Raw genomic sequence first — 26,214 nt, 5'->3', positions numbered from 1 at the left:
TCAGTATATCCTGGAAGATTTTTGCTTGACCGTTCAATGGATTTTAGATAATAAAAAAGGGGCTGTCCCTATCCTACAGCCCCATTTATGTGTTTAATCTGCTACGAATTAAACAACTTCACTAATCTCATCATCTAGGTAGATAAAAAATGCATATACATCATCTTTCAATGCCTCAGATTGTTTTTCTTTCAACTCTTTTTTAAGCGTTAATTTCTGTACCAAAGCCTGATCTGCTTTCAAATCTGCAGTGTTTCCTTGACGAGTATCTTTACGCAATTCTTTTTCCGCTACCTGCAATTCTTTCTTTGCTGCTCTTCTATCACTATTTGATTGACGAACTGCTACTGCTTGATCGGATTGTAAATCACACTTATCAATGCGTAAATACTTTTTATCTCTTTTTAAATCAGCTTTCGCTTTTCGGATTTCTTTTTTACTCATGTGTGACTCAATGACCAAGCCTGCTTCTTTATTTTTCTTGTATTCAGCTTTGTGAAATGCAATACGATCACGGTCTTTTTCAATACGCGACATTGTTGCTTTCATGTCTTTGTACTCTTTTCGATGTAAGAATCGATTTCCTTCAATTGAACCTTCCGTGTTTCCGGCAAAAGAAGGTGTTGATGCTAATAATCCTGCTACCATCGTCCCGATCGCAAACAAGTTTCTTAATTTCATCTTTTCCATGATTTCTTATTTTTATGGTTCGATTAACCACAGGCAATGGATGTGCCATGAATGAAGAAAACAGTTCAAATACTTATACTGCAAGAGATTAAAGCGATTTATTCAAAATGAAAAAAAATGTGAAAATTTTTCAAAATGAAAAACTGGAGGTCGAAATGGCAAAAAATGACGTTTCTAATCTTGAAAAGATGGAATCAAACAGTTAGAAATTTTCAATAATTAATTTGGTTTTAAAGTCAGATTCCTCCAGATGATCTTGAACCAAATCCACCTCGAAGGACCCTAGAACCTTGTGTAACATTTGCCAAAAAAACAAATATGAAAGACCCAATGGCTATGTAAATTACACTTAAATAATATAACTCAAAAATTTCCCGTTTCCAATAAAAATAGAAGGTTATTAAATGGAAGAATGTGAGACAAATCACAGGGTAATAAGATTTTGCTCTTAGTTTTTGGATTTTTTTCCAATTTTTATCTCTCAGCAAATCTAAAAATTCCTTTTCGTAAAGATGGTGTTTTTCGAAGGTGTTTAAACGGATAAATTTATGGAACAAACTGCTGTATTTACTGTAATAAACGCCAAAATAAATCAAATGAATGAACACCCAAATAGTATTGAAACCCATTATTCCATCTAGTATTTGAGGCGTAATGTACATTTATTAAGATTTACTAATACGTACTCGTTGCTCCACCCACATTCTCGATCGGATGCCAGGTCGTTTTTAATTCCTGTAGATCGGTAATGTAATACGGATTCTCATCCGTTGCTTTGGTGAAGTCATTTTCGTAAACAAACACGCGCTTCACATTACAATCAGCGCCAGCTTCAATAGCTAGTGCCTGTTCTTTGTTACCGCCTGCATAAACAACCGCATTCACATCCATGTGACTGTGAAATTGTTCTACCAACTCTTTTTCTGTTCCTGTGAGAATATTGACAGCACCACCTGTTAAATCAGATGTTGCTAAAACTTCCGCGAAAGTAATTGCACATAAAGGCAAATTCTCTGAAGCCAAAACAATACAGGTATTTCCACCAGCAATTACAGGCAAAATCGTCGAAACGAGACCAATCAATCCGTTTGTTTGTGGGGCAATAATTCCCACAACTCCCATTGGTTCCAAAGCCGAGAAATTGAAATGACTGCTCGCAACCGGATTCACCGAAGAGAAAACCTGCTGATACTTATCACACCAACCTGCATAATACACACAGCGATCAATGGCCAATTCTACTTCTTGTTTGGCTTTTGCTTCCGTACTTCCTTGCTTTATCAATTCTTCTACAAATTGCCCCTTACGACCTTCCAGCATTTCAGCAATTCGGTACAAGATTTGTCCGCGATTGAAAGCCGTTTTTTCGGACCACGAACCTAATCCTTTTCGTGCAGAAACTACTGCATTTCTAAAGTCTTTTCGGGACGACAAACATATATTCGCCAAAGGCTGACCTTTCTTATCCAATGGTGTGTAATATCTTCCTGATTCCGTTCTCGGGAATTGTCCGCCGATGAAGATTTTATATGTTTTTAGTATTTCCAATCGTTCCATTTGAAATTATCAATGTTATAATTATCATTTATTAAATGGATTAATAGTATCACTTTCAAGCCATCTCCCTCGCTCCCCCTTCAAAGGGGGAAGTTTCAATCTGCCTCCTCCCTTGAGGGAGGACTGAGGAGGGTGGCAGAATTCTATACTTATTTTTCCATTTTCAAATAAGCTCCCAATCCTTGCAATCCTCCTTCTCGCCCAAATCCGCTCTCTTTGTAACCTCCAAAAGGTGAAGTTGGGTCGAATTTATTGTAGGTATTTGCCCAAATTACTCCTGCTCGCAATTTGGATGTTAGATTGAAGATTCTCGATCCTTTATCTGTCCAAACTCCAGCTGCTAATCCGTAAGGAGAATTATTTGCTTTTTGAATCACCTCATCAATTGTTCTGAAAGTTTGAATCGTGAGAACAGGTCCAAAAATTTCTTCTTGGGAAATTCTACTCGATTGTGCTACATCTGTAAATAAAGTAGGTCGAACAAAATATCCTTTTTTCGGAAGTGCACACGAACTTTCATACATGCTTGCTCCTTCGTCTTTTCCAATTTTGATATATTTCTGAATCGTTTCCAATTGCTCTTTCGAGTTGATTGCTCCTATATCAGTGTTCTTATCCAACGGATCTCCAACATACAAAGTGTCCAATCTGTCTTTCAATTTTTGAATCACTTCTTCTGCCACTGATTCTTGAACAAATAAACGCGAACCAGCACAACACACATGTCCTTGATTAAAGAAAATTCCGTTTACAATTCCTTCTACAGCTTGATCAATCGGTGCATCTTCCAACACAATATTTGCTGATTTTCCACCCAATTCCAACGTTAATTTCTTTCCTGTTCCGGCAACTGCTTTCTGGATAATTTTTCCAACATTCGTTGAGCCTGTAAAAGCAATTTTATTGACATCCGTATGATTCACCAATGCTGCTCCAGTATCTCCATAACCCGTCACAATATTTACTACACCTGCCGGCAAACCACTTTCATGAATAATTTCTGCCAAAAGCATAGCAGTTAACGGGGTTGTTTCTGCAGGTTTCAGTACTACTGTATTTCCAGCCGCTAAAGCAGGTGCAATTTTCCATGCAGCCATTAAAAGCGGAAAATTCCAAGGAATGATTTGCCCCACAACACCCAATGCACTCACTTTCCGATTTGGAAAAGCATACTCCAATTTATCGGCCCAACCTGCATAGTAGAAAAAATGATTACACGCTAAAGGAACATCTACATCGCGCGACTCACGAATGGTTTTTCCTGCATCCAATGTTTCAACAACCGCCAATTCGCGTGCTTTTTCCTGCATTAATCGAGCAATACGATAAATGTATTTCCCACGTTCCTTTGCAGACAGCTTCGACCAAACGTTTTCGTAAGCCAAACGAGCGGATTTTACTGCTTTATCAATATCTGCATCATTTCCATAAGCTACCTCTGCCAACACTTTTTCCGTTGACGGATTCGTCGTTTGAAAGTATTTACCAGAACTTGGAGCAACGAATTCCCCATCGATGTATAAATTGTATCGCTCTTTCAGTTTTATGTGACTTGTACTTTCTGGGCTTGGGCTGTAATCCCATACGCCATTGAAATCGAAATCATTTTTTGACTGCTCTTCTATTTCGGTTTTCTTATTTTTTTTTGTCATTTTATATCATTTGGCCATACCCCTCGCTCCCCCTCTGCTCCTACGCTGTAGCTTCAGCGCAAGCATAAAGGTGGAAACAAAATTAATCTATCGAAAAATAATCAGCACTTTGATAATGCCCTGTTTCTTGTTTTACTAATTGCATCAAGACATCATTTGCCAATGAGCTTGCCCCAAATCGGAACCAGTCATTGGTCAACCATTCGCTTCCCAACGTTTCTTTCACCATGACCAAATTGTGCAATGCTAGTTTCGAAGAAGAAATTCCACCTGCTGGTTTCATTCCTACTTTTACTCCAGTTTTTCTATAAAAATCCTTGATTGCACAAAGCATCGTATAGGTTACTTGCATCGTTGCGGCAGGTTGTATTTTACCTGTTGATGTTTTGATAAAATCTGCTCCTGCATACATCGCAATATCACTCGCTCTTCGCACTTGATCTAAAGAAGCCAACTCTCCAGTTTCAAAAATCACTTTCAATCGTGCCTTTCCACAAGCTTCCTTAATTGCTGCTATTTCATCGAAAACAAAATTGTAATCTCCTGCCAAAAATTTTCCACGAGAAATCACCATGTCAATTTCATCAGCCCCATTTTCTACTGCAAATTTCGTGTCGAGTAATTTAATTTCCATCGTAGATTGTCCGCTGGGAAATGCTGTAGAAACGGAAGCCACTTTAACTCCCGAATTTCCCAATGCTTTTTTTGCTTCGGCAACCATTGTTGGATAAACGCAAATTGCAGCTACAGTTGGTAATCCATCTTGCAAATCATGTAAATGCTGTGCTTTATAACACAATTGACGTACTTTTCCAGGAGTGTCTTTTCCTTCTAGAGTTGTTAAATCAATCATATTCAACACCATTTTCAAGCCCTGAACTTTTGATTCGTTCTTAATGCTTCTGGTTTGAAACCGGGCCACACGCTCCTCCACTCCTACTTTATCCACAGTGGGCGAAAGTTTGAAGTCGGGAATGTTTTTTACTAATTTATTTCTATTCATCTATTATGAATGTGATTTACCCAAAGATACAGATAGGAAATTAACTAACGTTTAAATTTTAGGTAAGAAATGGTACTAAAAGGAATTAGTCAATTTATTTACCCTGGTAAATGGTGGATAAGTGCACGCTTATCCACTTTTGCATCACTTTCAAATCAATTATCATTCAATTTCCCTGCAATTTTTCTCAACATTCCTCTTTTCTCCTTACTTTTATCCTATGAATCTTCCAGATATTCAATCTTTTATTCCAATTGTTCTCCAAGCATGTGTTGATGCTTCAGAAGCAATCATGAAAGTATATGAAACAGATTTCGACTTAACTCGAAAATTGGATGGAAGTCCAGTTACAAAGGCCGATTTAGAATCAAATGCACTTATTCAAAAAGCATTGGAACAAACCAAACTTCCTGTAATAATGGAAGAAATAAAAAATGAGCCTTTTGAAACACGAAAAAAGTGGGATACTGTATGGATTGTAGATCCTTTGGATGGAACAAAAGAATTCATTCGTAAAAATGGTGAATTTGTTGTTTGTATTGCACTCGTTCATAAAAACCAATCTATTTTTGGCGTCATTGCTTCACCCGTGAAAAAGAAAATTCTTTTTGGTGGAAAAGGCATCTCGGCTACATGTATTTCATTCAACGAAGTGAATCAACAAGAAACATGGATTCCAATTCAAGCAAAAGATACCGTAAACAATCCTCTTCAAATTGCTGGAAGCAGATCCCATCATTCAAAAAATGAGGAATCATTCAATCAAAAGATGCGGGATACTTTTGGTGAAATTGAATTTATTCAAAAGGGAAGTGCATTAAAATTTTTTGATTTAGCATTGGGAACAGCTGATGTTTATCCTCGATTCGCGCCAACCATGGAGTGGGATATCGCTGCTGGACAAGCAATTATCGAATCATTAGGCGGAAGTGTGAATCATGTAGAAACAGATCTACCTTTGACCTACAACAAAGAAAATTTATTGAATCCATTTTTCGTGGTAAAAACGAAAGCTGTTATTGATCGATTGAAAAAATGAAGCTACTTCTAAAACTATTTTTTTCAATCCTACTTACTTCCAGCGTTTTTGGACAACAATACCGTGTTTTACCCATTGAATCTTATTTCAGAGACGTTGCTTTTTTTACAGATTCTTCTTTTGCTCCAGTTTTTCCAATTGCTAATCATGTGGTCAATTATTATAACACGGCTAAAGAACAAAAATTGCGGTATGCCACAATTGGCCATTACATCTATCAAAGAGAACTCATTCAGGTAGTTCGAGAAGATGGAGCTTTGTGGATTAGTCCTATTTTAGATATGCAAATTGGAAGAGAGCGTGGTGATACAAGCATGCGTCAGTTTTTAAATGTACGTGGAGTTCGCTTGGAGGGAAGTATCAAAAATAAAGTCTTTTTTTCTGGTTCGTTTTATGAAAATCAAACGATTTTGCCTTATTATGCAGAGCAGTATGTAATCAACCGAGGTGAATTTTATCCAAACAGTGCTGATTCCAGTTATTCTCAGATAAATGCTGTTATTCCTGGAGGCGCTCGTACAAAACCATTTAAAGCAACTGGTTTCGATTATGCGTATGCAACTGGAATGGTTCAATGGCAAATTTTTAAAAATCTTTCCGTATCAGGAGGAAATAACCCCTTATTTATTGGTAGTGGTTACCGGTCGGTTCTTTATTCTGACAATTCTCTACCAACGATGAATTTTAGAATCAATTATTCAATCGGAAAAAAGTGGAATTTTCAATTGATTCGCATGCAAGGATTGAACATGCTTCGAATTCCTTATGCTACAAACGGGGAAGCATTGTACGAAAGAAAAGCATTTAGTCTTGGTTCCATTTATTATCAGCCTACAAAGCATCTGCGAATTGGACTGATTGAAGGAGGAATCTGGACAAGAGGGGATTCCATTCAGAAACAAGCCGTTGAAGGAGCATTCTACATTCCACTTCCAGGAGCAGCAACACTTCAAGAAGGAATCAATGAAAAAAGCTACTCCTACTTAGGATTGGACTTGAATTGGAGAGTATGGAAAGTGCTCTTATACGGGCAATATGGTCGAAATCCTTACACAAAATCAAGTGATGTGGCACAAATTGGGGTTCGTTATTGGCCATTCAAATCACACAATTATTTGGTTCATATTGAATACAATCATACCTCTTCAAACGCCTATAAATCGCCTAATCCAAGAATTAATTACACCAATTTCAATCTTCCAATTGGGCATCCAATGGGAGCAAGTGTGGATGAAATTGTATTTCGACTAAGAGGAGAATGGAATCATCTCTTCGTAAGTTCTTCTACCAATTATTACTTAGCTCAATCTAGTAATTACCGACAATTACTTCCTGTTTACGAAGTAAATTCCGGAGTTAATCAGCAAGTATTGATTGAAAATGTTGAGATCGGGTACAGTTTCAATCACAGTTATGGATTGGAAATCTTCGGATCAGCTCGTTTGCGAATGCTCAAAAATCCTGTTCAAGATGGTCAATCTTATTGGATCAATGTGGGAATACGAACTGCTCTTAATAATCATTATTTCGACTTCTGATGCAAATCAAACTTCTCATAGCATTTTTATTTATGGCTGTCTTGGGGTATTCTCAAGGAGGTATTGATCGGATTCGTCATTTCAATCTAAAACCAGATAATAAAAGCATTCATCATTCAATTCAACCTCTAATACGATATACCCCAACGAGAGTTGATTCGAAAACTGACACACTCATTTTCGATGGAGACACAAGTATATTTAATACTCATTTTAGTCCAAAAGGAACTCGAAACAGAAGCTTTGCTATTCTTCCAGCAACAGATAGCTATTTTCAATACGATACCGTTATTAGTTATCGAGCAGCTATTGGGTTTAACTTCGAAAAAACGTGGGGAAAATGGTATAATCGGACCATTCTTACATCCGGGTGGAGTTTGCGAGAAGATTATACCCAAACTCATGTCGCTTTTTCTCCACTTCAGGATCGTGCCTCATTCTGGTTCACAGATATTCGAACTCGACTGGGGTACACACCCAATAAATACCTACATGTGAGTGCTGGAATAGACAATCAGTTTTTTGGGGAAGGATACCGTTCTTTAATTCAAGGAGACCAAGTAGCTCCAAATCCATTTGTTCAGTTTCGAGTAAACTTTTTAAATTTAGAATATGGACTTATTTATCAATTCTTGCATGATAATAATTTAACTACAAAAACACGCGATTGGAAATACAATACCACACATTATCTAAGTATGAATATCGGATCCAACTTCAATGTAATGATTATGGAATCGGTGATTTTTCAATCTAGAGATAGCACATACAAGCGTGGGTATGAAGTCGAATATTTAAATCCATTTGTATTCTTTCGCCCTCAGGAATACAGTTTAGGCTCTACAGATAATGTCCTCCTCGCCTTACAAACTTCTTATTATTTTGGGTCAAAAAAGCATTGTGTCTATATCCAAGTCCCATTGGATGAATTTGTATTAAAAGAAATTAAAAACCGCTCAAAATGGTGGGCGAATAAATACGGTTTGCAACTAGGAATTAAAGGTCAATTCAAAAAGTGGTCGTATTTATTGGAAGGGAATTTAGTAAGACCTTATACTTTCTCACACATTTCATCTGGGCAAAACAATGGGTCATTAGGATTACCCTTGGGACATTATTTAGGAAGTAATTTTGCTGAACTTCTAGCAACGGCGCAAATTCCATTCAAAAATTTCCAATTGACTCTTTTCTCTTCCTTCTATTTAAAGGGATACGATAATTCGGCGATTAGTTATGGTGGGGATATTTATAAAAGTTATACTTCTCATCCAAAAGAATATGGGAATACAATTGGTCAAGGCATTACCCAAAGGACTGTTTCTGTGCAAGCAAATGCCTCAACTACTTTAAATAAAATACAATTAGAATTGTATCTCCAAAGTGGCTTTCAATATTCTTGGGGAGAAATGGGTTCTAGTGCTAATCCACTTATCTGTGTCGGGATGCGAAGCAACTTATTCAACGAACGGAAAATCAGATAACAAAAAAGAGAGACCTAAGCCTCTCTTCTTTTTACCCCACAAATCACCCTCACTTAAATCCTATTTCCAATTTGTTTCAACCAATATCATTGTCAATCGAAACAAATCCGTACGAAGTAAAAGCGAACAATATGCCAAAATCTCTATTGCACATTCAAATGAACGCTAATTCCTTAACAAATAAAGAAATATATTAAAGTTGAAGGAAGGAATGCGTTAGGAAAGATGCTTGAATGATTCTCAATATGAAATTAAAGTTTTCAAAATGAAAAATTAGTGCAAAAAAAGAGGGAGGCTTACCACTTCCTCCCTCAAACTAACACACCTATGACCCGATTTTGAGAGAATTCAAGAAAGAATCTCTTTTAACCTGATACAATACAAAGATATCTTTAAAGTTAAATCAGGAATAGGCAAATTAACAATAGGTGGGAATGAAGTAACATTTGGTGTATTTTTAAGAATAAGTGAACATATCTACCCTGACAAATACACAAATTTTTAAGCGCTTTTGAAATTTTGAATTGAGGTAGGTGCAATTTCCAACTTCGATGCGTACATTTGTCGCTGTCTTAATAAAGAGTAATTATGGGTATCGGCAAAAAAGTGAAGATGTACATGAATTTCACCAAATTCAGGCTCGCATCACTTGTAATTCTCTCAGCACTTTCTGGTTATTTGTTTGTGGGAGGTCATGATGGTCTGGAAATCACCTATTTATTGATTGGCGGGTTGCTGGTTACTGCTGCTTCTAATGGTTCCAATCAAATTTGGGAACGAGAATTAGATATACTCATGAAACGCACTGGAAAAAGACCACTTCCAATGGGAGAAATGACTGTGAACGAAGGTTTGATTGTTATCGCTGCTTGTTTATTGCCTGGCCTTTGGATGTTGCATGAGTTAAACTTAGCATCCATGCTTCTTGGTTTAACCGCATTCGTGTCATACGTTTTTATTTACACACCCATGAAACGTATTTCTACATGGGCTGTTTTTGTTGGAGCATTTCCAGGAGCAATTCCCCCCATGATTGGTGTGGTTGCAGGAACAGAATCTGGAGAATTAGGTTTGGTAGCAGGAGTATTATTCTTTGTACAATTTATCTGGCAATTTCCACACTTTTGGGCCATTGCGTGGGTTTCTCACGATGATTATAAACAAGGTGGTTTTTCCTTATTGCCCTCTAAAGATGGACGAACAAAAGGATCTGCATTTCAAATAATGATTTATTCGTTGGCACTTATTCCCTTTTCGTTATTGCCTTGGTTAATGAATTGGACTTCAAGCATAACCCTTGCAATTGCTGGTGCTTGTTCGATTTTGTTCTTCCTACAATCCTATAAATTGTTCTTAAGCCTTACTGTTGCTGATGCACGAAAACTAATGTTTGCATCTTTCATTTGGTTGCCAATTGTTCAATTTTTATATGTATTCGATAGAAATCTTCCAGCAATTAAAGCTGCCTTGTTATAACACGGAACCCTTTTTTAATTAAAATATGTCACAAAACGATTACAATCAAGAATTAACCCCAGAAGTTCGGGAGAAGATGCGTAAAAATCTCATTTACGTGGGGATTTTCAGTATCATGATGTTATTTGCAGGCTTATCTTCTGGTTACATTGTAAGCGCTGGTGATACTTTTTGGGTAAAGTATAACTTCCCGCCTGCATTCTATATTTCTACTGCACTAATCATTCTTAGCAGTATTGTTCTTGCTATTGGAATCAAACTCGCACAAAAGGGAAAACCAAATATTCTTAAAACAATTGTTCCATTAACGTTCATTCTCGGGGTTGGTTTTGCTTACTTTCAGTTGAAGGGGTATCGTGAACTCAATGAAAACGGTGCTTTTTTAACTTCTAAAATCACTGTTTCTGATGGTCGTTACGGAGATTACTACGAATTGCAGGTAGATGGGAACTATATGGAGGTTGATGGAAATGATTACTTTCTAAAAGGAAAACTAGTTTCAGATTCGCAAAAGAAAGATATTGGTTTATTTGCCAAACAATTTGAAGCGATTTCAAGAGAAAAAGAATCTAAAATTACAAATTATGGGAAGTATACCATACTATACAAACACCAACCAGTAAGCTATAAAGCTGGAAAGCTTTTTATTCAAGATACCATTCAATTATCACCTGTAGATTTAATCCGTTTAGAAGAGTTTTCTTGGCATATTCGAGATGGCCGTGGTGATTTTTTTCACAAGGGAAAATATGGTAAGGATTTTAAAATATATTATAAAAACAAGGAGCTGGACTACAAAGATCGTACACTCTATTACAATAACATTCCATTAAATGCTCCTTTACAATTAAAAATGGATTCATCTTCGGATACAGCAACTTCCTATCTATATATTCTAACTTTCTTACACTTACTACACATTTTAGTTACTTTGATATTTATGCTCCGAGCTTCAATTCGCTCATTTTCAGGATCATTGGTAGCAGATAATTTCCTCCCAGTACGCACCCTTGCTATTTTCTGGCATTTTTTAGGTGTTTTATGGATCTATTTGTTGCTTTTTTTGCTTTTTATTCATTAAACTTGCACAAAAAATTATAAAATGGCTGGACACGCTACAACACATGTCGACGCTTCTACCGCTTGGAACGGGAAAGTTTCTCCGTTTAACGTAAGTTACGGGAAGCTTATGATGTGGTTTTTCTTGGTATCTGATGCATTGACATTCGGAGGATTGTTAGTTGCTTATGGTTATACGCGCCACACCACTCAGAGCGCTTGGCCGATTGGTGAAGAGACTTTTGACTCCTTGCCTTTCTTAGGTCATGGTTATCCATTAATTTATGTCGCATTAATGACGTTCATCTTGATTGTATCATCTGTAACGATGGTTTTAGCAGTTGAAGCTGGTCATAGAATGGACAAAAAAGGGGTGATGAAATGGATGATTGCTACAATCATTGGTGGTTTCTTCTTCTTGGGTTCTCAAGCTTGGGAATGGTCTCACTTTATTCACGGTTCTCATTTTGGAAGCGTTGAAATTATGTCTGGTGAGCACACTGGATCTCGTGCAATTGTAAAAGGGCACTTCGGAGATTTAGAAAGCTTTACTGTTGTTCAAGCTGGAAAACACCACAAAGTAGGTGATGTGATTAAAGAAACTCCTGACGAATTATTCCACCATTTCCGCACAGCGGTTATGAATGGAGATGTAAAAGACGGAAAAATCACCCTTCACGATGGTTCTGTTGCAACTTGGAAAAAACAACATGACCACGAGATGAAATTAATCATCAAAACAGATGGAAATGAGCATTCTTTAGCAAAAGTTACGGTTGTTAAAGGAAAAGATGCGGAAGTGAAATATTGGGAATCTGTTAACTCTGGAAAAAAAGGAGCTATTATTTATGGTGCTGATTTAACAAGCAACGAATATGGTCCTTCTCAATATGGTCAGTTCTTCTTCTTTATTACTGGATTTCACGGATTCCACGTATTCTCTGGAGTTATGATCAATATCTTAATCTTCTTAGGTGTTTCTCGTGGTACTTACCACAAACGTGGACACTACGAGATGGTTGAAAAAACAGGATTGTACTGGCACTTTGTCGATTTAGTTTGGGTGTTTGTATTTACATTCTTCTACTTAGTTTAATTTTTTAGAACGATATATCATGGAAAGAGACGATATTATTGAATACTCATTAGATGCTCACCATAGCGAAGAAGCTGGTAAAAAGATTCGTCGTAAGATTTGGTTAGTAACTGCTATTTTAACAGTAATTACTGCATTTGAAGTTGCTGTTGGAGCTTTAGTTCACCAAGATAATTCCATGTGGTGGATTGTAAAATTGCTTTTCATCGGATTAACGTTGTTGAAAGCAGGTTACATTGTACTTGTATTCATGCACTTAGGTGACGAACGAAAAGTGTTGAAATATTGTATTTTAATTCCATATTTCATCTTTATTTCCTACCTTATTTTCATTGCTTTAACTGAGGCAAATGCTGTTCACGCAGCTTGGGAAACATACGGAGGATAGTATAAAAATAATTTATTGTAGCCAATGGCTAAGTCAAATACTAAGGCCGGTTCGTTAAGAGCAGTATTTCCATTACTGCTTCTATTCGGACCGGCTCTTATTTTAATATTCATTTCCACTCGTGGTTGTGAACACAAATTCAAACAGTTGGATGACTATGGTGTAATTCCAACATATTCATTGAAAGATGCGAATGGAAAGGTTTATACCAATAAATCATTCGACAATGAAATTGTACTTTATACAACAATCCAACCTTCTTGTCCAGATTCTTGTGGAATTACCATTTGGCATTTAGATCAGTTGATTTATCAAACTCTTCGCGAAAACAAAAAGAAATTACACCATGTGAAGTTGGTATCCATTTTAACAGATGGAAACGGAAATCCAGATCAACGCATAAAAGATGTTCAATTCATGTTGAAGGACCGTGTTGAAGGATTTGATCCATCTATTTGGATTATTCTTGCTGGAGATGCAAAATCAATCTTCAACATGAAGCACAATGGACAATCTTTGCTTCAAGAAGATAAAAAATATTTTGGTGGCAATGGTTTTCAAGAATTGATGCTTTTATCGGATAAAAAGAATCATCTAAGAATGGTCTTACCTGGTAAAACGGAAGGCACCATTCGTACCATGCGCGATCACATGGCCTTGTTGGAAAAAGAATACGATATCAAAGCATATAAATTGAAGAAATCAAAGGAGAAATGAAACAGATTATTGGTCTTGCATTCATCCTAATCCTACTAGTTAGCTGTAAAACAGAAAAACAAACGAAACTTCAAGCACTTCCTTATTTTGGGAACTACGACATTGAGTTTTCTGAAACAGATGGTGTTCAAGCTGTTGATACTATCTATCCCAAAATTCCAGATTTTTCTTACCTCAATCAAGATTCCCTAGTAATTACTTCAAAATCGATGAAGGGTAAAGTTTGGATTGCCAACTTTTTCTTTACAAGTTGTCCAAGTATTTGCCCACCCATGATTTCACAAATGAAACGCTTGAATATTTTGACCCAAGATTTGGTTTCAGAGGTTCAATTCATGTCATTTAGTATTGACCCAAATACAGATCAACCATCGGTGCTGAGAGCTTACATCAAGAACAACGGAATCCAAACTAAAAACTGGTATTTTTTTACTGGAAATGAAGCTAAAACCCATCGTTTGGGCGTGATGCACTTCATGGTTCATGCAGATAAAGATCCAATGGCTGCTGGGGGATTTGCACATAGTGATGGAATGGTTCTAGTAGACAGAGAAGGATACGTTAGAGGGATTTATAGAGGAACACAAACCAAAGATGTAGATCAATTAAACAACGATTTACGCAAATTATTAGATATTGAGTATGGAATCAACACAAAGCACTAAACATGGAATTCGCAAGCTGATTATTGCGCTTTCAATCATCATTCCACTTGCAGTTGCTGCATTGTTTAAAATTAAAATTGGAGGAGTTGATTTATCCTTCTTACCCGCAATCTACGCTTGTATCAATGGAATCACTGCGATTCTTTTGATTTTAGCTTTAGTCGCAATTAAGAAAAAGAAAATCAGTCTTCATGAAGGAATCATCAAGATTTGTATGGTTCTTTCAGCCTTATTCTTGGTGTGTTATATTGCTTATCACATGACCTCAGACCCCACACTTTATGGAGATTCGAATGGAAATGGTGAGTTGGAAATGTTTGAATTAGCGAGTATTTCAGCTGCAAGCAAAATAACATATTACCTCATCTTAATTTCGCACATTATTTTAAGTGTTGCAGTAGTTCCTTTGGTACTTTTCTCCTACTTATACGCTTGGGAAGGAAAATACGATAAACACCGAAAGCTGACGAAATTTACGTGGCCAATTTGGTTTTACGTTGCTGCAACAGGTGTCATTGTTTATATCATGATTTCGCCTTATTATGCTCATTCGTAATTGCGAATACCTAATTACAAATTAAATCTGAGCGTTTAAAGCAGCAGAATTGTACTTTATACCTTTATACTTCGCGGGCATTCGGGCATTCAGTAATCAATTCAAACCTTAAAAGAGACCTTGAATTTTCAAGATACAGAATATCGGAAGGTAATACTGTGAAAGGTTTTCCTATCTTGGCTGAGGGCAACTTCCTTTTCCTCCCAATCGAAACATCAATCCAATTCCGAAAAAGGTATACCAATCTCTCGTAGCTCTATTTCCTCTTTGTGCAAAGCGATTAGCATCCAAACTTCTATTGCCTAATGCGGCAGATGTAGGACCGTTAGAAGCTGCTAAAAGCAATGGATCGGCATAGCGATAACCACCAACGTCATCCAAATAATCGGTGAATAGAAAACGAATTCCATATTCTATGTTTAAAGCAATATTTTGAGAAAGTGAAAGGCGTACGCCAACTGCCATCGGTACTCCCAGTTGAATCCGAGAATACTTTTTTCGATCTGCTAATTCAGTTCCTTGCCCTTCCGTTCCGAGTGGTTGCAATTCAACTAAACCTCCATTATAATCTGCTTTCGGATTAATCCGTGTCAATGACAATTCAGCTAATAAATAAGCCGTTCCCTTGTATTTTTTATTTCCGATTTCGAATGGAAAATAAGTCACCTCTATTCCTGTTCCAAACTCAAACAAATCTGATTGAAAAGAAAGATTTCGATTCTGAAAAAAATCACCTCTTTGTTGACTGTCATAACCTTCGATCTTACCATAAGTGAAATTTGCTCGATAAGCCAAACGTGCATTGATATTGTAGCGATAAAGTAATTGACCAGCTATATTTGTATTCTTGAAATGCGCTTGATTTAAATCGCCAATGTAATAACTTCCACCAGCCATGAATCCAAATTCGGAAAGTGACAACGCATTGTGACGATGTGATTTCTGTCCCCAAGAATAAGAAGACAAAATACCAATAATTAAAACCAGAAATCCTTTCTGCATCCTATAATAACGCTAACTCGAGTAATTAATTGTGCGCTCCTGTGGTCATCGGAACCAAAATACCTTTCTTGATTAACAACTCAGCAATCTGAATAGCATTTGTAGCTGCTCCTTTCCGCAAGTTATCGGCTACTACCCACATATTGAGAGTGTTTGGCTGACTTTCATCTCTGCGAATTCGACCAACGAATACATCGTCTTTCGATTCTGCAAAACGAGGCATTGGATAAGAATTCGTTGTTGGGTCATCTTTTAAGGTAATTCCTTCCGTTTCATGTAGCAATTTACGTACGTCTGCTAAGTCAAAATCCTTCTCGAATTCCACATTAACTGCCTCTGAATGTCCACCAACAACTGGAACACGCACTGCTGTTGCAGTTACAGAAATTGCAGGATCTAATATTTTCTTCGTTTCTTGAGTCAATTTCATTTCCTCTTTCGTGTATCCATTATCTAAAAATGAATCACAATGAGGAATACAATTTTTATCGATTGGGTAATTATAAGCCATTTCACCAGAAATTCCTGCTCGCTCATTCTCTAATTGCTGAACAGCTTTTACACCTGTCCCAGTAATAGATTGGTATGTTGAAACAACCACACGCTTCACTCCATACGCTTTGTGCAAAGGAGCCAAAGCCATCACCAATTGAATCGTGCTGCAATTTGGATTAGCAATAATCTTATCTGCAGCTGTCAAACTATCCCCATTAATTTCAGGAACAATCAATTTTTTGTCGGGATGCATTCTCCACGCCGAACTGTTATCGATTACAGTTGTTCCAACAGCTTCAAACTGCGGAGCCCACTCTAAAGACGTTTCGCCACCAGCAGAAAAAATTGCAACATCTGGTTTCATGGTAACAGCAGTAGCTAAATCAACAACTGGAAATTCTAATCCTCCAAATTCAATCATCTTACCTACTGATTTTTCAGATGCTACGGGAATTAATTCTGTAATCGGAAAGGAGCGTTCTTTCAACACCTCCATCATGACATTTCCAACCATTCCTGTTGCTCCAACAACTGCTACTCTCATAACCAATAAATTTTTGACAAAAATAACTGAAATCCAACTTTAAAAGAGATAAAAAAGTGTAAAAAGTTCACTTCAACTGCACTCAGTGTGCTTTCGGTTCAAAGGTATTTAACTAAACCGTATTGAATCAATTCTGGCTGAGACTATTGAACTAAATTTTCAAAAAATCATTACTTCATTTTATAGTTTTAACAAGCAAGCAAAGAAACCAATTGATTTTCGTACTTTCGCAGTGGAAAAAATCATTTTCTGCCGATTTGAAGTGAGGAAAAGTTCACCACACGTGACATTCAGTTCGGACAATTTTACAGAACAATTTCATGCAATTTGATGAATTAAACTTGCTTCCACATTTATTGGATGCACTAAAAGAATTAGAATACACTACTCCTACACCTATTCAAGAACAATCCATCCCCAGTTTATTACAAGGAAAAGACTTATTTGGCTGTGCCCAAACTGGTACTGGAAAAACGGCTGCTTTCGCATTGCCTATTTTACAACATTTAGATCCAGATGGTCAAGTAAAGGGTAAAAGACCAATCCGTTGTTTGGTACTTGCACCAACAAGAGAATTAGCGAATCAAATTAATGATAGCTTTAAATCCTATGGAAAACACTCCAAATTGAGATCCATGGTTATTTTTGGTGGAGTGAATCAAAATAAACAAGTTAATCAATTAAACGCTGGTATTGACATTTTAGTAGCCACACCAGGACGTTTATTGGATTTGATGAATCAAGGACATATTCAATTATCGAAAATCACTCATTTTGTTTTAGATGAGGCGGATCGTATGTTGGATATGGGATTTATTCACGATATAAAAAAAATACTTCCTCGATTACCGAAAAATAAACAAAATATCTTTTTCTCTGCAACCATTTCTCCAACGATTATGGAACTTGCAGGAACTATTTTATTTGATCCAGTAAATGTACGCGTAACACCCGTTTCTTCAACAGCAGAAATCGTAGAGCAATTTGTTTATTATGTTGAAAAAGCAGATAAACGTAATTTCCTGAAACAATTGATCAAAACGGAGAATATCTCCCATGCAATTGTTTTTACTCGAACAAAACATGGTGCAGACCGTGTAGCTCGGGAATTAACGAAGTCAGGATTGAAAGCTGAAGCAATTCATGGGGATAAGTCTCAAAATGCACGTGAAAGAGCATTGGCAGGATTCAAAAATCGAACAGTTAGTTTCCTGATTGCAACAGACATTGCTTCTCGCGGAATTGATATTGATTTACTAGAATATGTCATTAATTTTGAAATTCCTGAAGTAGCAGAAACCTATGTTCACCGTATTGGACGAACTGGTAGAGCTGGTGCAAGTGGTATTGCTTACACCCTTTGTTCAAGTGAAGAAAAAGCTTATCTAAAAGCCATTCAAAAATTGATTAATCAACAAATTCCAGAACGAACGTTGAAAAAAGCATAACGATTCAAAAAGAATTTCAATAAAACACATTCATTTACTTCTTCAGAAAGTCGGACTTTTGTATATTTAGTCCGACTTAATGATATGAAGACACTTTTCATTGTAATTACACTACTTTCCCCTCTGATTGCTTGGAATCAGGTGGTTGATGACTTTTCAGACGGAGATTTTACTGCAAATCCTGTTTGGACTGGTACTTCTGCAAACTACATTGTCAATGCAAGTCAGGAATTGCAGTTAAGTAATACCGTTGCAGCTACTTCCTATTTAACTACTCCACATTCCTTGTCTTCTTTAGACAATATGCAATGGGAAATTTTGGTTCGACAAACATTTGCACCAAGTTCCAGTAATTTTGGACGCGTTTATTTGACTTCCAGTTCGGCAGATTTATCTACCAATCCAGATGGGTTCTATTTGCAATTTGGAGAAGCTGCTGCAACAGATGCTGTTCGACTTTTCAAAATTGTTTCAGGGGTTTCTACCCAGATATGCGCTTCCCCAGATGGACAAATTGCAGCGTCATTTGCAACTCGGGTAAAAGTAATCAGAGACAATGCTGGTCTTTGGGAATTATATGTCGATGCAACTGGTGGTACTAATTTTGGAACTCCATATACTGGAACAGATGCAACTGCTCTCCTTGGAACTCATTTTGGAGTACTTCAAACCTACACTGCTTCAAATGCTACTAAATTTTTCTACGACGACATTTACATTGGAGCAGAGATTGTGGATACTCAAGCACCGAATTTGGTCAATGCAACTCCGATAACAAATACCCAAGTTGATGTACTGTTTAACGAGCCCGTTGGTGGTACAACTTTACTTCAAACGAGCAATTATAGTTTTAATCCATCAACGACGGTTTCAAGCGCTTCCATTGACGGAACAAATCAAGCATTGATTCATTTAATCCTTTCCACACCACTTACCAATGGTCAAAGCTACACATTGACAGTTACTGCCGTTGAAGATATTTTTGGAAATGTAGCTACAAATCTTACTGGAAATTTTACGTATTTAGTGGGTGAAATAGCAGTAAAAGGTGATCTATTGATCTCAGAAATCATGATAGACCCATCACCTGTAATTGGTTTGCCAGAATTAGAATTCATCGAAATCTACAATAAAAGCAATAAGTTCATTGATCTTACAGGTTGGAAAATTGGGGATCAAAGTGGTGATGGAACCATTAGTTCTGGATTCATTAATCCTGGCCAGTACAAAATCCTTTGCGCAACAGCTAGCATGACCGATTTCCCAGGTTCATCTGGCGTAAGTAGTTTTCCGAGCTACAACAATTCAAGTGATGATGTAGTTTTGAAGAATAATTCAGGAGTAATCATCGATAAAATCTCTTATTCTGATTCGTGGTACCAAGACCCAATAAAAAAAGCTGGCGGCTACACGTTGGAATTAATTAATCCGAATGATCCATGCTCAGATGCTTCCAATTGGATTGCTTCCACCAGTGGAACAGGTGGAACTCCTGGCTCGCAAAATTCCGTTTATTCGATTACTCCTGATACTCAAATTCCATCTATTACGAGTTTGATTGCTTTGAGTCCAAATTACGTAGAAATCCATTTTTCAGAAGGAATGGATTCAAGTAGTTTAGTGAATGCCACACTAACAACTTCTCCGAACTTAACTGTACAATCCATCTTTGTACAATCCGCTTTCAGCAACCAAGCAGTTATCACTTTCAACGAAAATTTAGCACTCAGCCAATATTATACACTTTCTTATGGGTCGATTAGTGATTGTTGGTTAAATAATACAACCGTTACAGGTTCTTTTGCTTTAGCAGATGTTCCTCAAGTTGGCGATTTGATTATCAATGAAATTCTATTTGATCCAGCTACTGGTGGTTCCGATTTTGTGGAAATTTATAATCGCTCTTCCAAGGTCATTAATCTAAAAGATTTATTCATTGCAAACTATAAAGACGATACAATTCAACTGACTCAAAATTATTTCATGCGCCCTGGTTCGTATGCAGTATTAACTCCAGATAGCAACTATCAAAAAGCGATTTTCCCAGAAGCCGTTTTAGGAACTTTTTACAATACTTCACTTCCTGCTTTGAATAATGATTCATCAACAATAATGCTTTTGTACAACAACTTAATTATCGATCAAGTAAGTTATTCCGAAGATTGGCACCTTTCACTCATTGATGATACGGAGAATAAAACATTGGAACGTATTCATCCGGAAGGGGCCTCATCTAGTGCTTCCAATTGGCATACAGCAGCAGAGGCTATTGGCTTTGGAACTCCAGGGAAAATCAACTCTCAATACATGACAGGAACTATATCTTCTACTTTTGGAACTACAGAACCCATTTTTTCTCCCGACAATGATGGTTTTCAAGATGTGATTCTATTTCAATACAACTTTGAATCAGGAATGACTGCCACCCTGAAAATTTTCGATAGTCAAGGGAGAGAAGTTCACACACTCTTTTCAAGTGAATTATTGGCACAACAAGGAGCTTTTAGTTGGGATGGTGTCTACTCAAACAATCAGAAAGCACCTGTTGGAATTTACATCGCTGTAATCGAAGCCTTCTCAACAAATGGTGGAAAGCAATTTGCGAAACGAGTTGGGTTTACTTTGGCTGGCAAATTAAATTGAGAATGTAAATTCTCGAATCCAGAATTTTTTGAATTCGAGAATTTACTTGTTCACAAAGATGTGAACAGATTTTTAGATAAAAGACTGATTTTAAACTAACTAGTCAATCCACATAACTCAACTTCAACATATTCGATTTTCCATTTTCTTCGATTGGAATTGATGCTATATTAATCACTAAATCGCCTTGTTTCAATAATCCTTCTTTTGCCAACAAATACTTAATATCTGCGATGGTATGATCGGTACTTACTTTCTTGTCGTAATAAAACGCGCGCACGCCCCAAACCAAACTCAACTGCGTAATGATTTGTTTGTTTCCTGTGAAGACGAAAATGGGCGCATTTGGTCGCTGAGAAGCAATTTTATAGGACGTATATCCTGAATAAGACATCGTAATGATTGCATCTGCTTCAACACGTTGAGCCAAACGACACGCATTAAAACAAATTGAATCGGAAATAAAACGCGACTGAGACTTATCTGGAAGTTGATCCTTGTGATAAATCCCATCAAATTTCTCCATTTCATCTACAATGTTTACCATTGTTCGAATGACTTCATTTGGAAATTTACCAACGGATGTTTCTCCTGAAAGCATCACTGCATCTGCACCATCCAAAACCGCATTGGCAACGTCATTTACCTCTGCGCGAGTAGGCGTAATATTCGTAATCATGCTTTCCATCATTTGAGTTGCCACAATAACTGGCTTCGCATGCTGGTGTCCTTTTCGAATCAACATTTTCTGAATCAAAGGAACATTTTGGTAAGGAATTTCAACACCCAAGTCGCCACGTGCAACCATCAATGCATCTGTTACTTTAATGATTTCATCAATATCATCAATCGCTTCTGGTTTCTCAATTTTAGCAACAACCAAAGCTTTTGCCTGACGATTGGAAATAATATGTTTCAATTCAATAATATCTCTTGCAGAACGCACAAACGACAATCCAATCCAATCTACATCATTATTGAGAGCAAACTCTAAATCTTCGCGGTCTTTTTCAGTCAATGAAGGCAATGAAATTTTGGTATTTGGAAGGTTTACTCCTTTTTTAGAGGAAAGAATTCCACCATGAATGACTTTCGCTTTGATTTCAGATTCCCCATTGGTGGATACAATTTCCATTTGTAATTTCCCGTCATCCAATAGAATGCGTTCTCCAGGTAAAACATCTCTCGGCATTAAGGAATAACTAATCCCAAATCTTTCGGCTGTACCGGTAATGCGTTCTGTTACAATGGTAACGATAGAACCTTCTTCCATCATCACTCCATTGTTCTCCATTTCGTACGTTCTAATTTTTGGACCTTGTAAATCTGCCAAAATCGAAACATTCAAACCTGTTTCTTTATTGATTTCACGAATCATATCGATACTTTTCTTGTGATCTTCGTGAGAACCGTGCGAACAATTCAAACGACACACGTTCAAACCATCTAATATCATTTGTTTTAAAACTTCTTTTTTTGCGGTAGCAGGACCTAATGTTGCTACAATTTTTGTTTTTTTCATTCGAAAATTATTAGTTCTGCGGAAGGAATGGCGGTTGCTTCAAATATATAGGCTGCCATTACACTGTTTGATTCACGAAGTTTATCAAGCAAATCATCTAATTCATGGAGGATATTTTCCCGTAGAATTAAAAAATAATCGATTTGATTTTTTTCAGGAATCAAGAATTTACCTTCCGATTTATTCTTAATTAAATACCATTCCATGTGGTCTACCTCATCGATAAACACATGGAAACTGTGTTGCGAAACAATAGAACCTTTCTTTGATTGAATCACAAATGGCTCTTCGCTTTTAGTAAGCTCCAAACCCAAAATTTTATTGATTCCCCAAGCCAATCGGTAGTCACTGTGGTGAGAACAGATTCCAATTAGTTCAAAGTCGATTGCTGTTTCTAAAGAAAGTACATGACGCTTTTGTTTGCTCATCCACTTAAATTTTGTTCACGTGAAGGTACACATTTTAGCGGAAATGGCAATAGGGAGCGTATACTGAAAACAATCATTTAATGATTCAGTAATAAAGTTGGCCAGCTTTCAAACAGTGTTTCATGCTTTTTTTCGGAGCGAAAGAAATAACTATTTTATGATATTTAATTTCAAAACAAATCAACGTTATTAGTCACAATTAGAAGATAATAGACCAGCAGAAATAACAATGCTCCAAATACAACAGTTCCCAATGCAAAAAGAGTCCAAGTCAACCATTTAGATTTATACCTCATTGGATTTTTTCGGATTCTAACTATTGAGATTATTGAAAATGTGATCAATAGTAACCCAAGAACGAGGAATACTACACTAAAAGGATTTATAGAAATCCACATTAAAGTCAGGATCATTAAAATGAAAGATCCAAGAGCAAACCAAGTGAATTTATCTACTTTTTTTGGAGCCTGTTCAACGGCAATTTTATGATTAATGGGTTCTTGTTTTTTCGCGATTTTTTTATCCCAACTTTGGAGATTTGAAATTTTTTGGGTCTTGGAGATGAGATTTTGAAATATATTTTCGGTTAGCCTATTTTCTTGATGCGACAATTCAAGTATTTGTACTGAATCAGTAGGGTGATTATTTTTGGCAATTACTTTTTGTGTTTCACAAATATTACATAAAGATTCTGTTGGATTAATTTCAATACTCAAATTTTTACTTTCATAATTCTCGTTTTTTTCAATCATTTGTTGAGATTTTCTCCATTCAATATGATACCCTGAATTAAAGTTCCGCTTTGTAATTGTACAAGCAAAGAGCATAGAACTGGTCAATAATAGAAATAGTAGCTTCATAGGAAGATGGTGTATTTAACCCCTGAAATGGGTTCATCGCTATAAGGAATGTGAGCTTTGATTTTGAACTCAATGGGGTTGTCCTTATCCAGTTTTTTGCAAGAAGCAATTAAAACAACAAATAATGTAAATAGCAGGTTTCTCATAAGTACAATTTTAATCAAATGTAGGTCAATGATTTGAAAGGTTTGTTGCGATTTTCAGTACGTGATTATTTAGTAGTTTATATCATATATTTTGTATTCTCCTGCTGAGAAATTAATCGTGTCATAATATGTTGTGGTCACATTATTTCTTGTTACCTCCCATTTCCAATACATATTTCCCATAGGAACAGAAGAGAAATCATTTCCAGTATAAGAATAACACCCCCCTCCTTGAAGGGAAAGTGCTCCTACGATATTTGAACCTTGTCCTCCTACTTGTCTCCCCATATAATATAGTTTAAAATAATCACTTGCTCCTTGGCAATTTATATTATTGATATTCAATTTCAAATTCGCACATCCCGCAAACTCAAATGTAAAGGTACCGTCGACATCATAAGGGCTATCAAAGTACTGAGTGATTTCTTTGTTGTAACAGCTGTTTTCAGGTTCAACAACACGCACAGCGTATGTTCGGTATTGTTTCTCTCGAATAATCTCAGTGGCTTCTCCATTCTCGTTTAAAAATCCAGATTTTTCGGTTTTGTATTTTTCACCGTTTCCACTGGTAGTAGATGAAACTATATAATATTGCAATCCTGCATAACGCTCACCAGTAGCAGCATTTGTAGCCGTAATATGGATGGATCGTTTCTTACCACAAGAAACGAGAAATAGAGTTCCAAATAAAATGAATAGCAGGTTTCTCATAAGTACAATTTTAATCAAATGTAGGTCAATGATTTGAAAGACTTGTTGCGATTTTCAGTACTTGATTATTTAGTAGTTTATATCATACGTCTTATACTCTCCAGGACTTAAATAAAGTGTGTCATAATAAATATTCGTAATTCCATTTCTTATTACTTCCCATTTATAGAAGCGTCTCCCCATTGGAACGTCCGAAAAATCGCTCCCTGTGTATGAATAACAGCCCCCCCCCTCTCGAATAGGGCTACCTTGAGAAACATTCAAAAATCCTACATCACTTCCATAATGATATAGTTTAAAATAATCCCCCCCCCCCTGACAATTCACATTATTAATATTCAGCTTCAAATAAGCACACTCCGCAAATTCAAAATCAAAATGCCCATTTTTGTCATTCGCCCCGTCAAAATACATGGTAATTTCTTTATTGTAACAGCTGTTTTCAGGTTCAACAACACGCACAGCGTATGTTCTGTATTGCTTCTCTCGAATGATTTCCGAAGCTTCTCCATTCTCGTTTAAAAATCCAGATTTTTCGGTTTTGTACTTTTCACCGTTTCCACTGGTAGTAGATGAAACTATATAATATTGCAATCCTGCATAACGCTCACCAGTAGCAGCATTTGTAGCCGTAATATGGATGGATCGTTTCTTACCACATGAAACGAACAGAATCCCCAATAATACAATCAATAACACCCTCATAATACGATTATTTTTTTAGTGATTACTTGTTCGTTTTCGTTCCATTTCAGGAAATAGACCCCTTTGGGTAATTGAAAAACCACATTGTTTTTAAGTAAAACTTATTTTAATAATGTATTGATATTGTCCCATACTCTCCGGGAGCTAATTCGATACTGTCTAAACCTTCTATAACGCCAGACTGCCTAATAGCTCTCCACTGAAAGTATCTTTTCCCTGCAGGAACTTTAGAATAATCTCCTCCAGTGTTTGAGAAACATCCCATAATATCATAAGACCAACCTGACCATTCAGAATAAGTGAAGCGATCTCTTATATTAAAAATATCTGTTGATCTTTCACAATTAACATTTACAATATTTTGTTTCAAATAAGCACATTCTGCAAATACAAAATCAAAATGTCCATTTTTGTCATTCGCACCGTCAAAATACATGGTAATTTCTTTGTTGTAACAGCTGTTTTCAGGTTCAACAACACGCACAGCGTATGTTCGGTATTGCTTCTCTCGAATGATTTCTGAAGCTTCTCCATTCTCGTTTAAAAACCCAGATTTTTCGGTTTTGTACTTTTCTCCATTTCCACTGGTAGTAGAGGAAACAACAAAGTATTGCAGTCCTGCATAACGTTCTCCAGTAGCACCGTTTGTTGCGGTAATAACGATAGTTCGTTTTTTACCACATGAAACAAGTAGAAACAAGAAAAGGATGAATGTGAACAGTTTTTTCATTTCATTTTTTTACAAAATTGAGGAAATAGTAGTTGCGATTTTCCATATATTGGTTATACCCTT

The 26,214-nt window shown here is 36.6% G+C and carries 27 protein-coding genes; 12 read left to right on the top strand and 15 right to left on the bottom strand.

All coding sequences use genetic code 11. From position 1 onward, the window contains the following. Nucleotides 1-108 precede the first annotated feature (108 nt). The 5 genes from FLUTA_RS09655 to deoC form a co-directional block, all read right to left on the bottom strand. The gene (locus tag FLUTA_RS09655; protein WP_013686687.1) at nt 109-690 is read right to left on the bottom strand and encodes a hypothetical protein; all 582 of its coding nucleotides are present in this window, start codon (nt 688-690) and stop codon (nt 109-111) included. A gap of 236 nt (nt 691-926) precedes the next feature. Then, on the bottom strand, nt 927-1,352 hold the full coding sequence (locus tag FLUTA_RS09650; protein WP_013686685.1) for a hypothetical protein: 426 nt from the start codon (nt 1,350-1,352) through the stop codon (nt 927-929). A 13-nt stretch (nt 1,353-1,365) separates the two neighbouring features. Further along, complete coding sequence (locus tag FLUTA_RS09645; RefSeq protein ID WP_013686684.1) at nt 1,366-2,247, bottom strand: aldehyde dehydrogenase family protein; 882 nt, start codon at nt 2,245-2,247, stop codon at nt 1,366-1,368. 149 nt (nt 2,248-2,396) lie between these two features. After that, the gene (locus tag FLUTA_RS09640) at nt 2,397-3,899 is read right to left on the bottom strand and encodes an aldehyde dehydrogenase family protein (protein WP_013686683.1); all 1,503 of its coding nucleotides are present in this window, start codon (nt 3,897-3,899) and stop codon (nt 2,397-2,399) included. 82 nt (nt 3,900-3,981) lie between these two features. Further along, on the bottom strand, nt 3,982-4,902 hold the full coding sequence (gene deoC / locus FLUTA_RS09635; RefSeq protein ID WP_013686682.1) for a deoxyribose-phosphate aldolase: 921 nt from the start codon (nt 4,900-4,902) through the stop codon (nt 3,982-3,984). 220 nt (nt 4,903-5,122) lie between these two features. On the opposite strand from deoC, the gene FLUTA_RS09630 reads away from it, so the two are divergent. The 10 genes from FLUTA_RS09630 to FLUTA_RS09585 all read left to right on the top strand — a co-directional run bounded on the left by FLUTA_RS09630 (nt 5,123) and on the right by FLUTA_RS09585 (nt 14,917). Continuing rightward, entirely contained in the window at nt 5,123-5,941 is an 819-nt protein-coding gene (locus tag FLUTA_RS09630; RefSeq protein ID WP_013686681.1) for a 3'(2'),5'-bisphosphate nucleotidase CysQ family protein, read from the top strand. Beyond that, a complete protein-coding gene (locus tag FLUTA_RS09625; protein ID WP_013686680.1) occupies nt 5,938-7,479 on the top strand; it encodes a hypothetical protein in 1,542 nt (513 codons plus the stop codon). The genes FLUTA_RS09630 and FLUTA_RS09625 overlap by 4 nt, the downstream gene beginning before the upstream one ends. After that, nucleotides 7,479-8,960, top strand: a complete 1,482-nt coding sequence (locus FLUTA_RS09620) for a hypothetical protein (RefSeq protein WP_013686679.1) — start codon at nt 7,479-7,481, stop codon at nt 8,958-8,960. Before FLUTA_RS09625 ends, FLUTA_RS09620 begins: the two co-directional genes overlap by 1 nt. A gap of 612 nt (nt 8,961-9,572) precedes the next feature. Next, nucleotides 9,573-10,436, top strand: a complete 864-nt coding sequence (gene cyoE, locus FLUTA_RS09615; protein WP_169312077.1) for a heme o synthase — start codon at nt 9,573-9,575, stop codon at nt 10,434-10,436. Between the two features lie 25 nt (nt 10,437-10,461). Then, nucleotides 10,462-11,517: a cytochrome c oxidase subunit 3 family protein gene (locus tag FLUTA_RS09610; RefSeq protein ID WP_013686677.1), complete on the top strand. Its 1,056-nt coding sequence runs from the start codon at nt 10,462-10,464 to the stop codon at nt 11,515-11,517. 21 nt (nt 11,518-11,538) lie between these two features. Then, nucleotides 11,539-12,591: a cytochrome c oxidase subunit 3 gene (locus FLUTA_RS09605; RefSeq protein ID WP_013686676.1), complete on the top strand. Its 1,053-nt coding sequence runs from the start codon at nt 11,539-11,541 to the stop codon at nt 12,589-12,591. A 19-nt stretch (nt 12,592-12,610) separates the two neighbouring features. Beyond that, a complete protein-coding gene (locus tag FLUTA_RS09600; RefSeq protein ID WP_013686675.1) occupies nt 12,611-12,979 on the top strand; it encodes a cytochrome C oxidase subunit IV family protein in 369 nt (122 codons plus the stop codon). A gap of 24 nt (nt 12,980-13,003) precedes the next feature. After that, a complete protein-coding gene (locus tag FLUTA_RS09595) occupies nt 13,004-13,696 on the top strand; it encodes an SCO family protein (protein WP_013686674.1) in 693 nt (230 codons plus the stop codon). Beyond that, nucleotides 13,693-14,361, top strand: coding sequence for an SCO family protein (locus FLUTA_RS09590; RefSeq protein WP_013686673.1), 669 nt, complete (start codon nt 13,693-13,695; stop codon nt 14,359-14,361). The genes FLUTA_RS09595 and FLUTA_RS09590 overlap by 4 nt, the downstream gene beginning before the upstream one ends. Further along, nucleotides 14,339-14,917: a DUF420 domain-containing protein gene (locus tag FLUTA_RS09585; protein WP_013686672.1), complete on the top strand. Its 579-nt coding sequence runs from the start codon at nt 14,339-14,341 to the stop codon at nt 14,915-14,917. The genes FLUTA_RS09590 and FLUTA_RS09585 overlap by 23 nt, the downstream gene beginning before the upstream one ends. Before the next feature lie 171 nt (nt 14,918-15,088). Here FLUTA_RS09585 and porG read toward each other — a convergent pair whose 3' ends face one another. Continuing rightward, nucleotides 15,089-15,919 (bottom strand): type IX secretion system protein PorG, encoded by an 831-nt coding sequence (porG, locus tag FLUTA_RS20755; RefSeq protein ID WP_013686671.1) that lies wholly within the window; start codon nt 15,917-15,919, stop codon nt 15,089-15,091. A 25-nt stretch (nt 15,920-15,944) separates the two neighbouring features. Next, entirely contained in the window at nt 15,945-16,958 is a 1,014-nt protein-coding gene (locus FLUTA_RS09575; RefSeq protein WP_013686670.1) for an aspartate-semialdehyde dehydrogenase, read from the bottom strand. A gap of 320 nt (nt 16,959-17,278) precedes the next feature. Between FLUTA_RS09575 and FLUTA_RS09570 the strand changes: the two genes are divergently transcribed. Beyond that, a complete protein-coding gene (locus FLUTA_RS09570; RefSeq protein ID WP_013686669.1) occupies nt 17,279-18,406 on the top strand; it encodes a DEAD/DEAH box helicase in 1,128 nt (375 codons plus the stop codon). A gap of 84 nt (nt 18,407-18,490) precedes the next feature. After that, nucleotides 18,491-21,049, top strand: coding sequence for a lamin tail domain-containing protein (locus tag FLUTA_RS09565; protein ID WP_013686668.1), 2,559 nt, complete (start codon nt 18,491-18,493; stop codon nt 21,047-21,049). Between the two features lie 103 nt (nt 21,050-21,152). On the opposite strand, the gene pyk is transcribed toward FLUTA_RS09565, so the two are convergent. From pyk to FLUTA_RS09535, 8 genes are all read right to left on the bottom strand, one after another. Continuing rightward, nucleotides 21,153-22,571, bottom strand: coding sequence for a pyruvate kinase (gene pyk, locus FLUTA_RS09560; RefSeq protein WP_013686667.1), 1,419 nt, complete (start codon nt 22,569-22,571; stop codon nt 21,153-21,155). After that, entirely contained in the window at nt 22,568-22,999 is a 432-nt protein-coding gene (locus FLUTA_RS09555) for an IPExxxVDY family protein (RefSeq protein WP_013686666.1), read from the bottom strand. The genes pyk and FLUTA_RS09555 overlap by 4 nt, the downstream gene beginning before the upstream one ends. Before the next feature lie 170 nt (nt 23,000-23,169). Further along, entirely contained in the window at nt 23,170-23,751 is a 582-nt protein-coding gene (locus FLUTA_RS09550; RefSeq protein WP_148235419.1) for a hypothetical protein, read from the bottom strand. Nucleotides 23,752-23,855: 104 nt separating this feature from the next. After that, nucleotides 23,856-24,005, bottom strand: coding sequence for a hypothetical protein (locus tag FLUTA_RS21585; RefSeq protein ID WP_013686664.1), 150 nt, complete (start codon nt 24,003-24,005; stop codon nt 23,856-23,858). A gap of 69 nt (nt 24,006-24,074) precedes the next feature. Beyond that, a complete protein-coding gene (locus FLUTA_RS09545; RefSeq protein WP_013686663.1) occupies nt 24,075-24,716 on the bottom strand; it encodes a hypothetical protein in 642 nt (213 codons plus the stop codon). Between the two features lie 69 nt (nt 24,717-24,785). After that, a complete protein-coding gene (locus FLUTA_RS09540; protein WP_013686662.1) occupies nt 24,786-25,421 on the bottom strand; it encodes a hypothetical protein in 636 nt (211 codons plus the stop codon). Continuing rightward, complete coding sequence (locus tag FLUTA_RS22045) at nt 25,418-25,504, bottom strand: T9SS type A sorting domain-containing protein (protein ID WP_071841680.1); 87 nt, start codon at nt 25,502-25,504, stop codon at nt 25,418-25,420. Before FLUTA_RS22045 ends, FLUTA_RS09540 begins: the two co-directional genes overlap by 4 nt. A gap of 23 nt (nt 25,505-25,527) precedes the next feature. Further along, entirely contained in the window at nt 25,528-26,151 is a 624-nt protein-coding gene (locus FLUTA_RS09535) for a hypothetical protein (RefSeq protein ID WP_013686661.1), read from the bottom strand. Between the last annotated feature and the right edge of the window lie 63 nt (nt 26,152-26,214).

The sequence above is a fragment of the Fluviicola taffensis DSM 16823 genome (assembly GCF_000194605.1).
Lineage (GTDB): Bacteria > Bacteroidota > Bacteroidia > Flavobacteriales_D > Crocinitomicaceae > Fluviicola > Fluviicola taffensis.
The sequence above is the reverse complement of the archived record's forward strand: the minus strand, read 5'-3'. Positions and strand labels throughout refer to the sequence as shown.

Coding starts and splice junctions, on each gene's coding strand:
- FLUTA_RS09590 (WP_013686673.1), top strand. CDS start 13,693: ATGAAACAGATTATTGGTCTTGCATTCATCCTAATCCTACTAGTTAGC.
- FLUTA_RS09550 (WP_148235419.1), bottom strand. CDS start 23,751: ATGATTGAAAAAAACGAGAATTATGAAAGTAAAAATTTGAGTATTGAA.
- FLUTA_RS09610 (WP_013686677.1), top strand. CDS start 10,462: ATGTCACAAAACGATTACAATCAAGAATTAACCCCAGAAGTTCGGGAG.
- FLUTA_RS09600 (WP_013686675.1), top strand. CDS start 12,611: ATGGAAAGAGACGATATTATTGAATACTCATTAGATGCTCACCATAGC.
- cyoE (WP_169312077.1), top strand. CDS start 9,573: ATGTACATGAATTTCACCAAATTCAGGCTCGCATCACTTGTAATTCTC.
- FLUTA_RS09535 (WP_013686661.1), bottom strand. CDS start 26,151: ATGAAAAAACTGTTCACATTCATCCTTTTCTTGTTTCTACTTGTTTCA.
- FLUTA_RS09575 (WP_013686670.1), bottom strand. CDS start 16,958: ATGAGAGTAGCAGTTGTTGGAGCAACAGGAATGGTTGGAAATGTCATG.
- FLUTA_RS09625 (WP_013686680.1), top strand. CDS start 5,938: ATGAAGCTACTTCTAAAACTATTTTTTTCAATCCTACTTACTTCCAGC.
- FLUTA_RS21585 (WP_013686664.1), bottom strand. CDS start 24,005: ATGAGAAACCTGCTATTTACATTATTTGTTGTTTTAATTGCTTCTTGC.
- FLUTA_RS09555 (WP_013686666.1), bottom strand. CDS start 22,999: ATGAGCAAACAAAAGCGTCATGTACTTTCTTTAGAAACAGCAATCGAC.
- FLUTA_RS09620 (WP_013686679.1), top strand. CDS start 7,479: ATGCAAATCAAACTTCTCATAGCATTTTTATTTATGGCTGTCTTGGGG.
- FLUTA_RS09605 (WP_013686676.1), top strand. CDS start 11,539: ATGGCTGGACACGCTACAACACATGTCGACGCTTCTACCGCTTGGAAC.
- FLUTA_RS09545 (WP_013686663.1), bottom strand. CDS start 24,716: ATGAGAAACCTGCTATTCATTTTATTTGGAACTCTATTTCTCGTTTCT.
- deoC (WP_013686682.1), bottom strand. CDS start 4,902: ATGAATAGAAATAAATTAGTAAAAAACATTCCCGACTTCAAACTTTCG.
- FLUTA_RS09640 (WP_013686683.1), bottom strand. CDS start 3,899: ATGACAAAAAAAAATAAGAAAACCGAAATAGAAGAGCAGTCAAAAAAT.
- FLUTA_RS09645 (WP_013686684.1), bottom strand. CDS start 2,247: ATGGAACGATTGGAAATACTAAAAACATATAAAATCTTCATCGGCGGA.
- porG (WP_013686671.1), bottom strand. CDS start 15,919: ATGCAGAAAGGATTTCTGGTTTTAATTATTGGTATTTTGTCTTCTTAT.
- FLUTA_RS09570 (WP_013686669.1), top strand. CDS start 17,279: ATGCAATTTGATGAATTAAACTTGCTTCCACATTTATTGGATGCACTA.
- FLUTA_RS09565 (WP_013686668.1), top strand. CDS start 18,491: ATGAAGACACTTTTCATTGTAATTACACTACTTTCCCCTCTGATTGCT.
- FLUTA_RS09595 (WP_013686674.1), top strand. CDS start 13,004: ATGGCTAAGTCAAATACTAAGGCCGGTTCGTTAAGAGCAGTATTTCCA.
- FLUTA_RS09655 (WP_013686687.1), bottom strand. CDS start 690: ATGGAAAAGATGAAATTAAGAAACTTGTTTGCGATCGGGACGATGGTA.
- FLUTA_RS09650 (WP_013686685.1), bottom strand. CDS start 1,352: ATGTACATTACGCCTCAAATACTAGATGGAATAATGGGTTTCAATACT.
- FLUTA_RS09630 (WP_013686681.1), top strand. CDS start 5,123: ATGAATCTTCCAGATATTCAATCTTTTATTCCAATTGTTCTCCAAGCA.
- FLUTA_RS09540 (WP_013686662.1), bottom strand. CDS start 25,421: ATGAGGGTGTTATTGATTGTATTATTGGGGATTCTGTTCGTTTCATGT.
- pyk (WP_013686667.1), bottom strand. CDS start 22,571: ATGAAAAAAACAAAAATTGTAGCAACATTAGGTCCTGCTACCGCAAAA.
- FLUTA_RS09585 (WP_013686672.1), top strand. CDS start 14,339: ATGGAATCAACACAAAGCACTAAACATGGAATTCGCAAGCTGATTATT.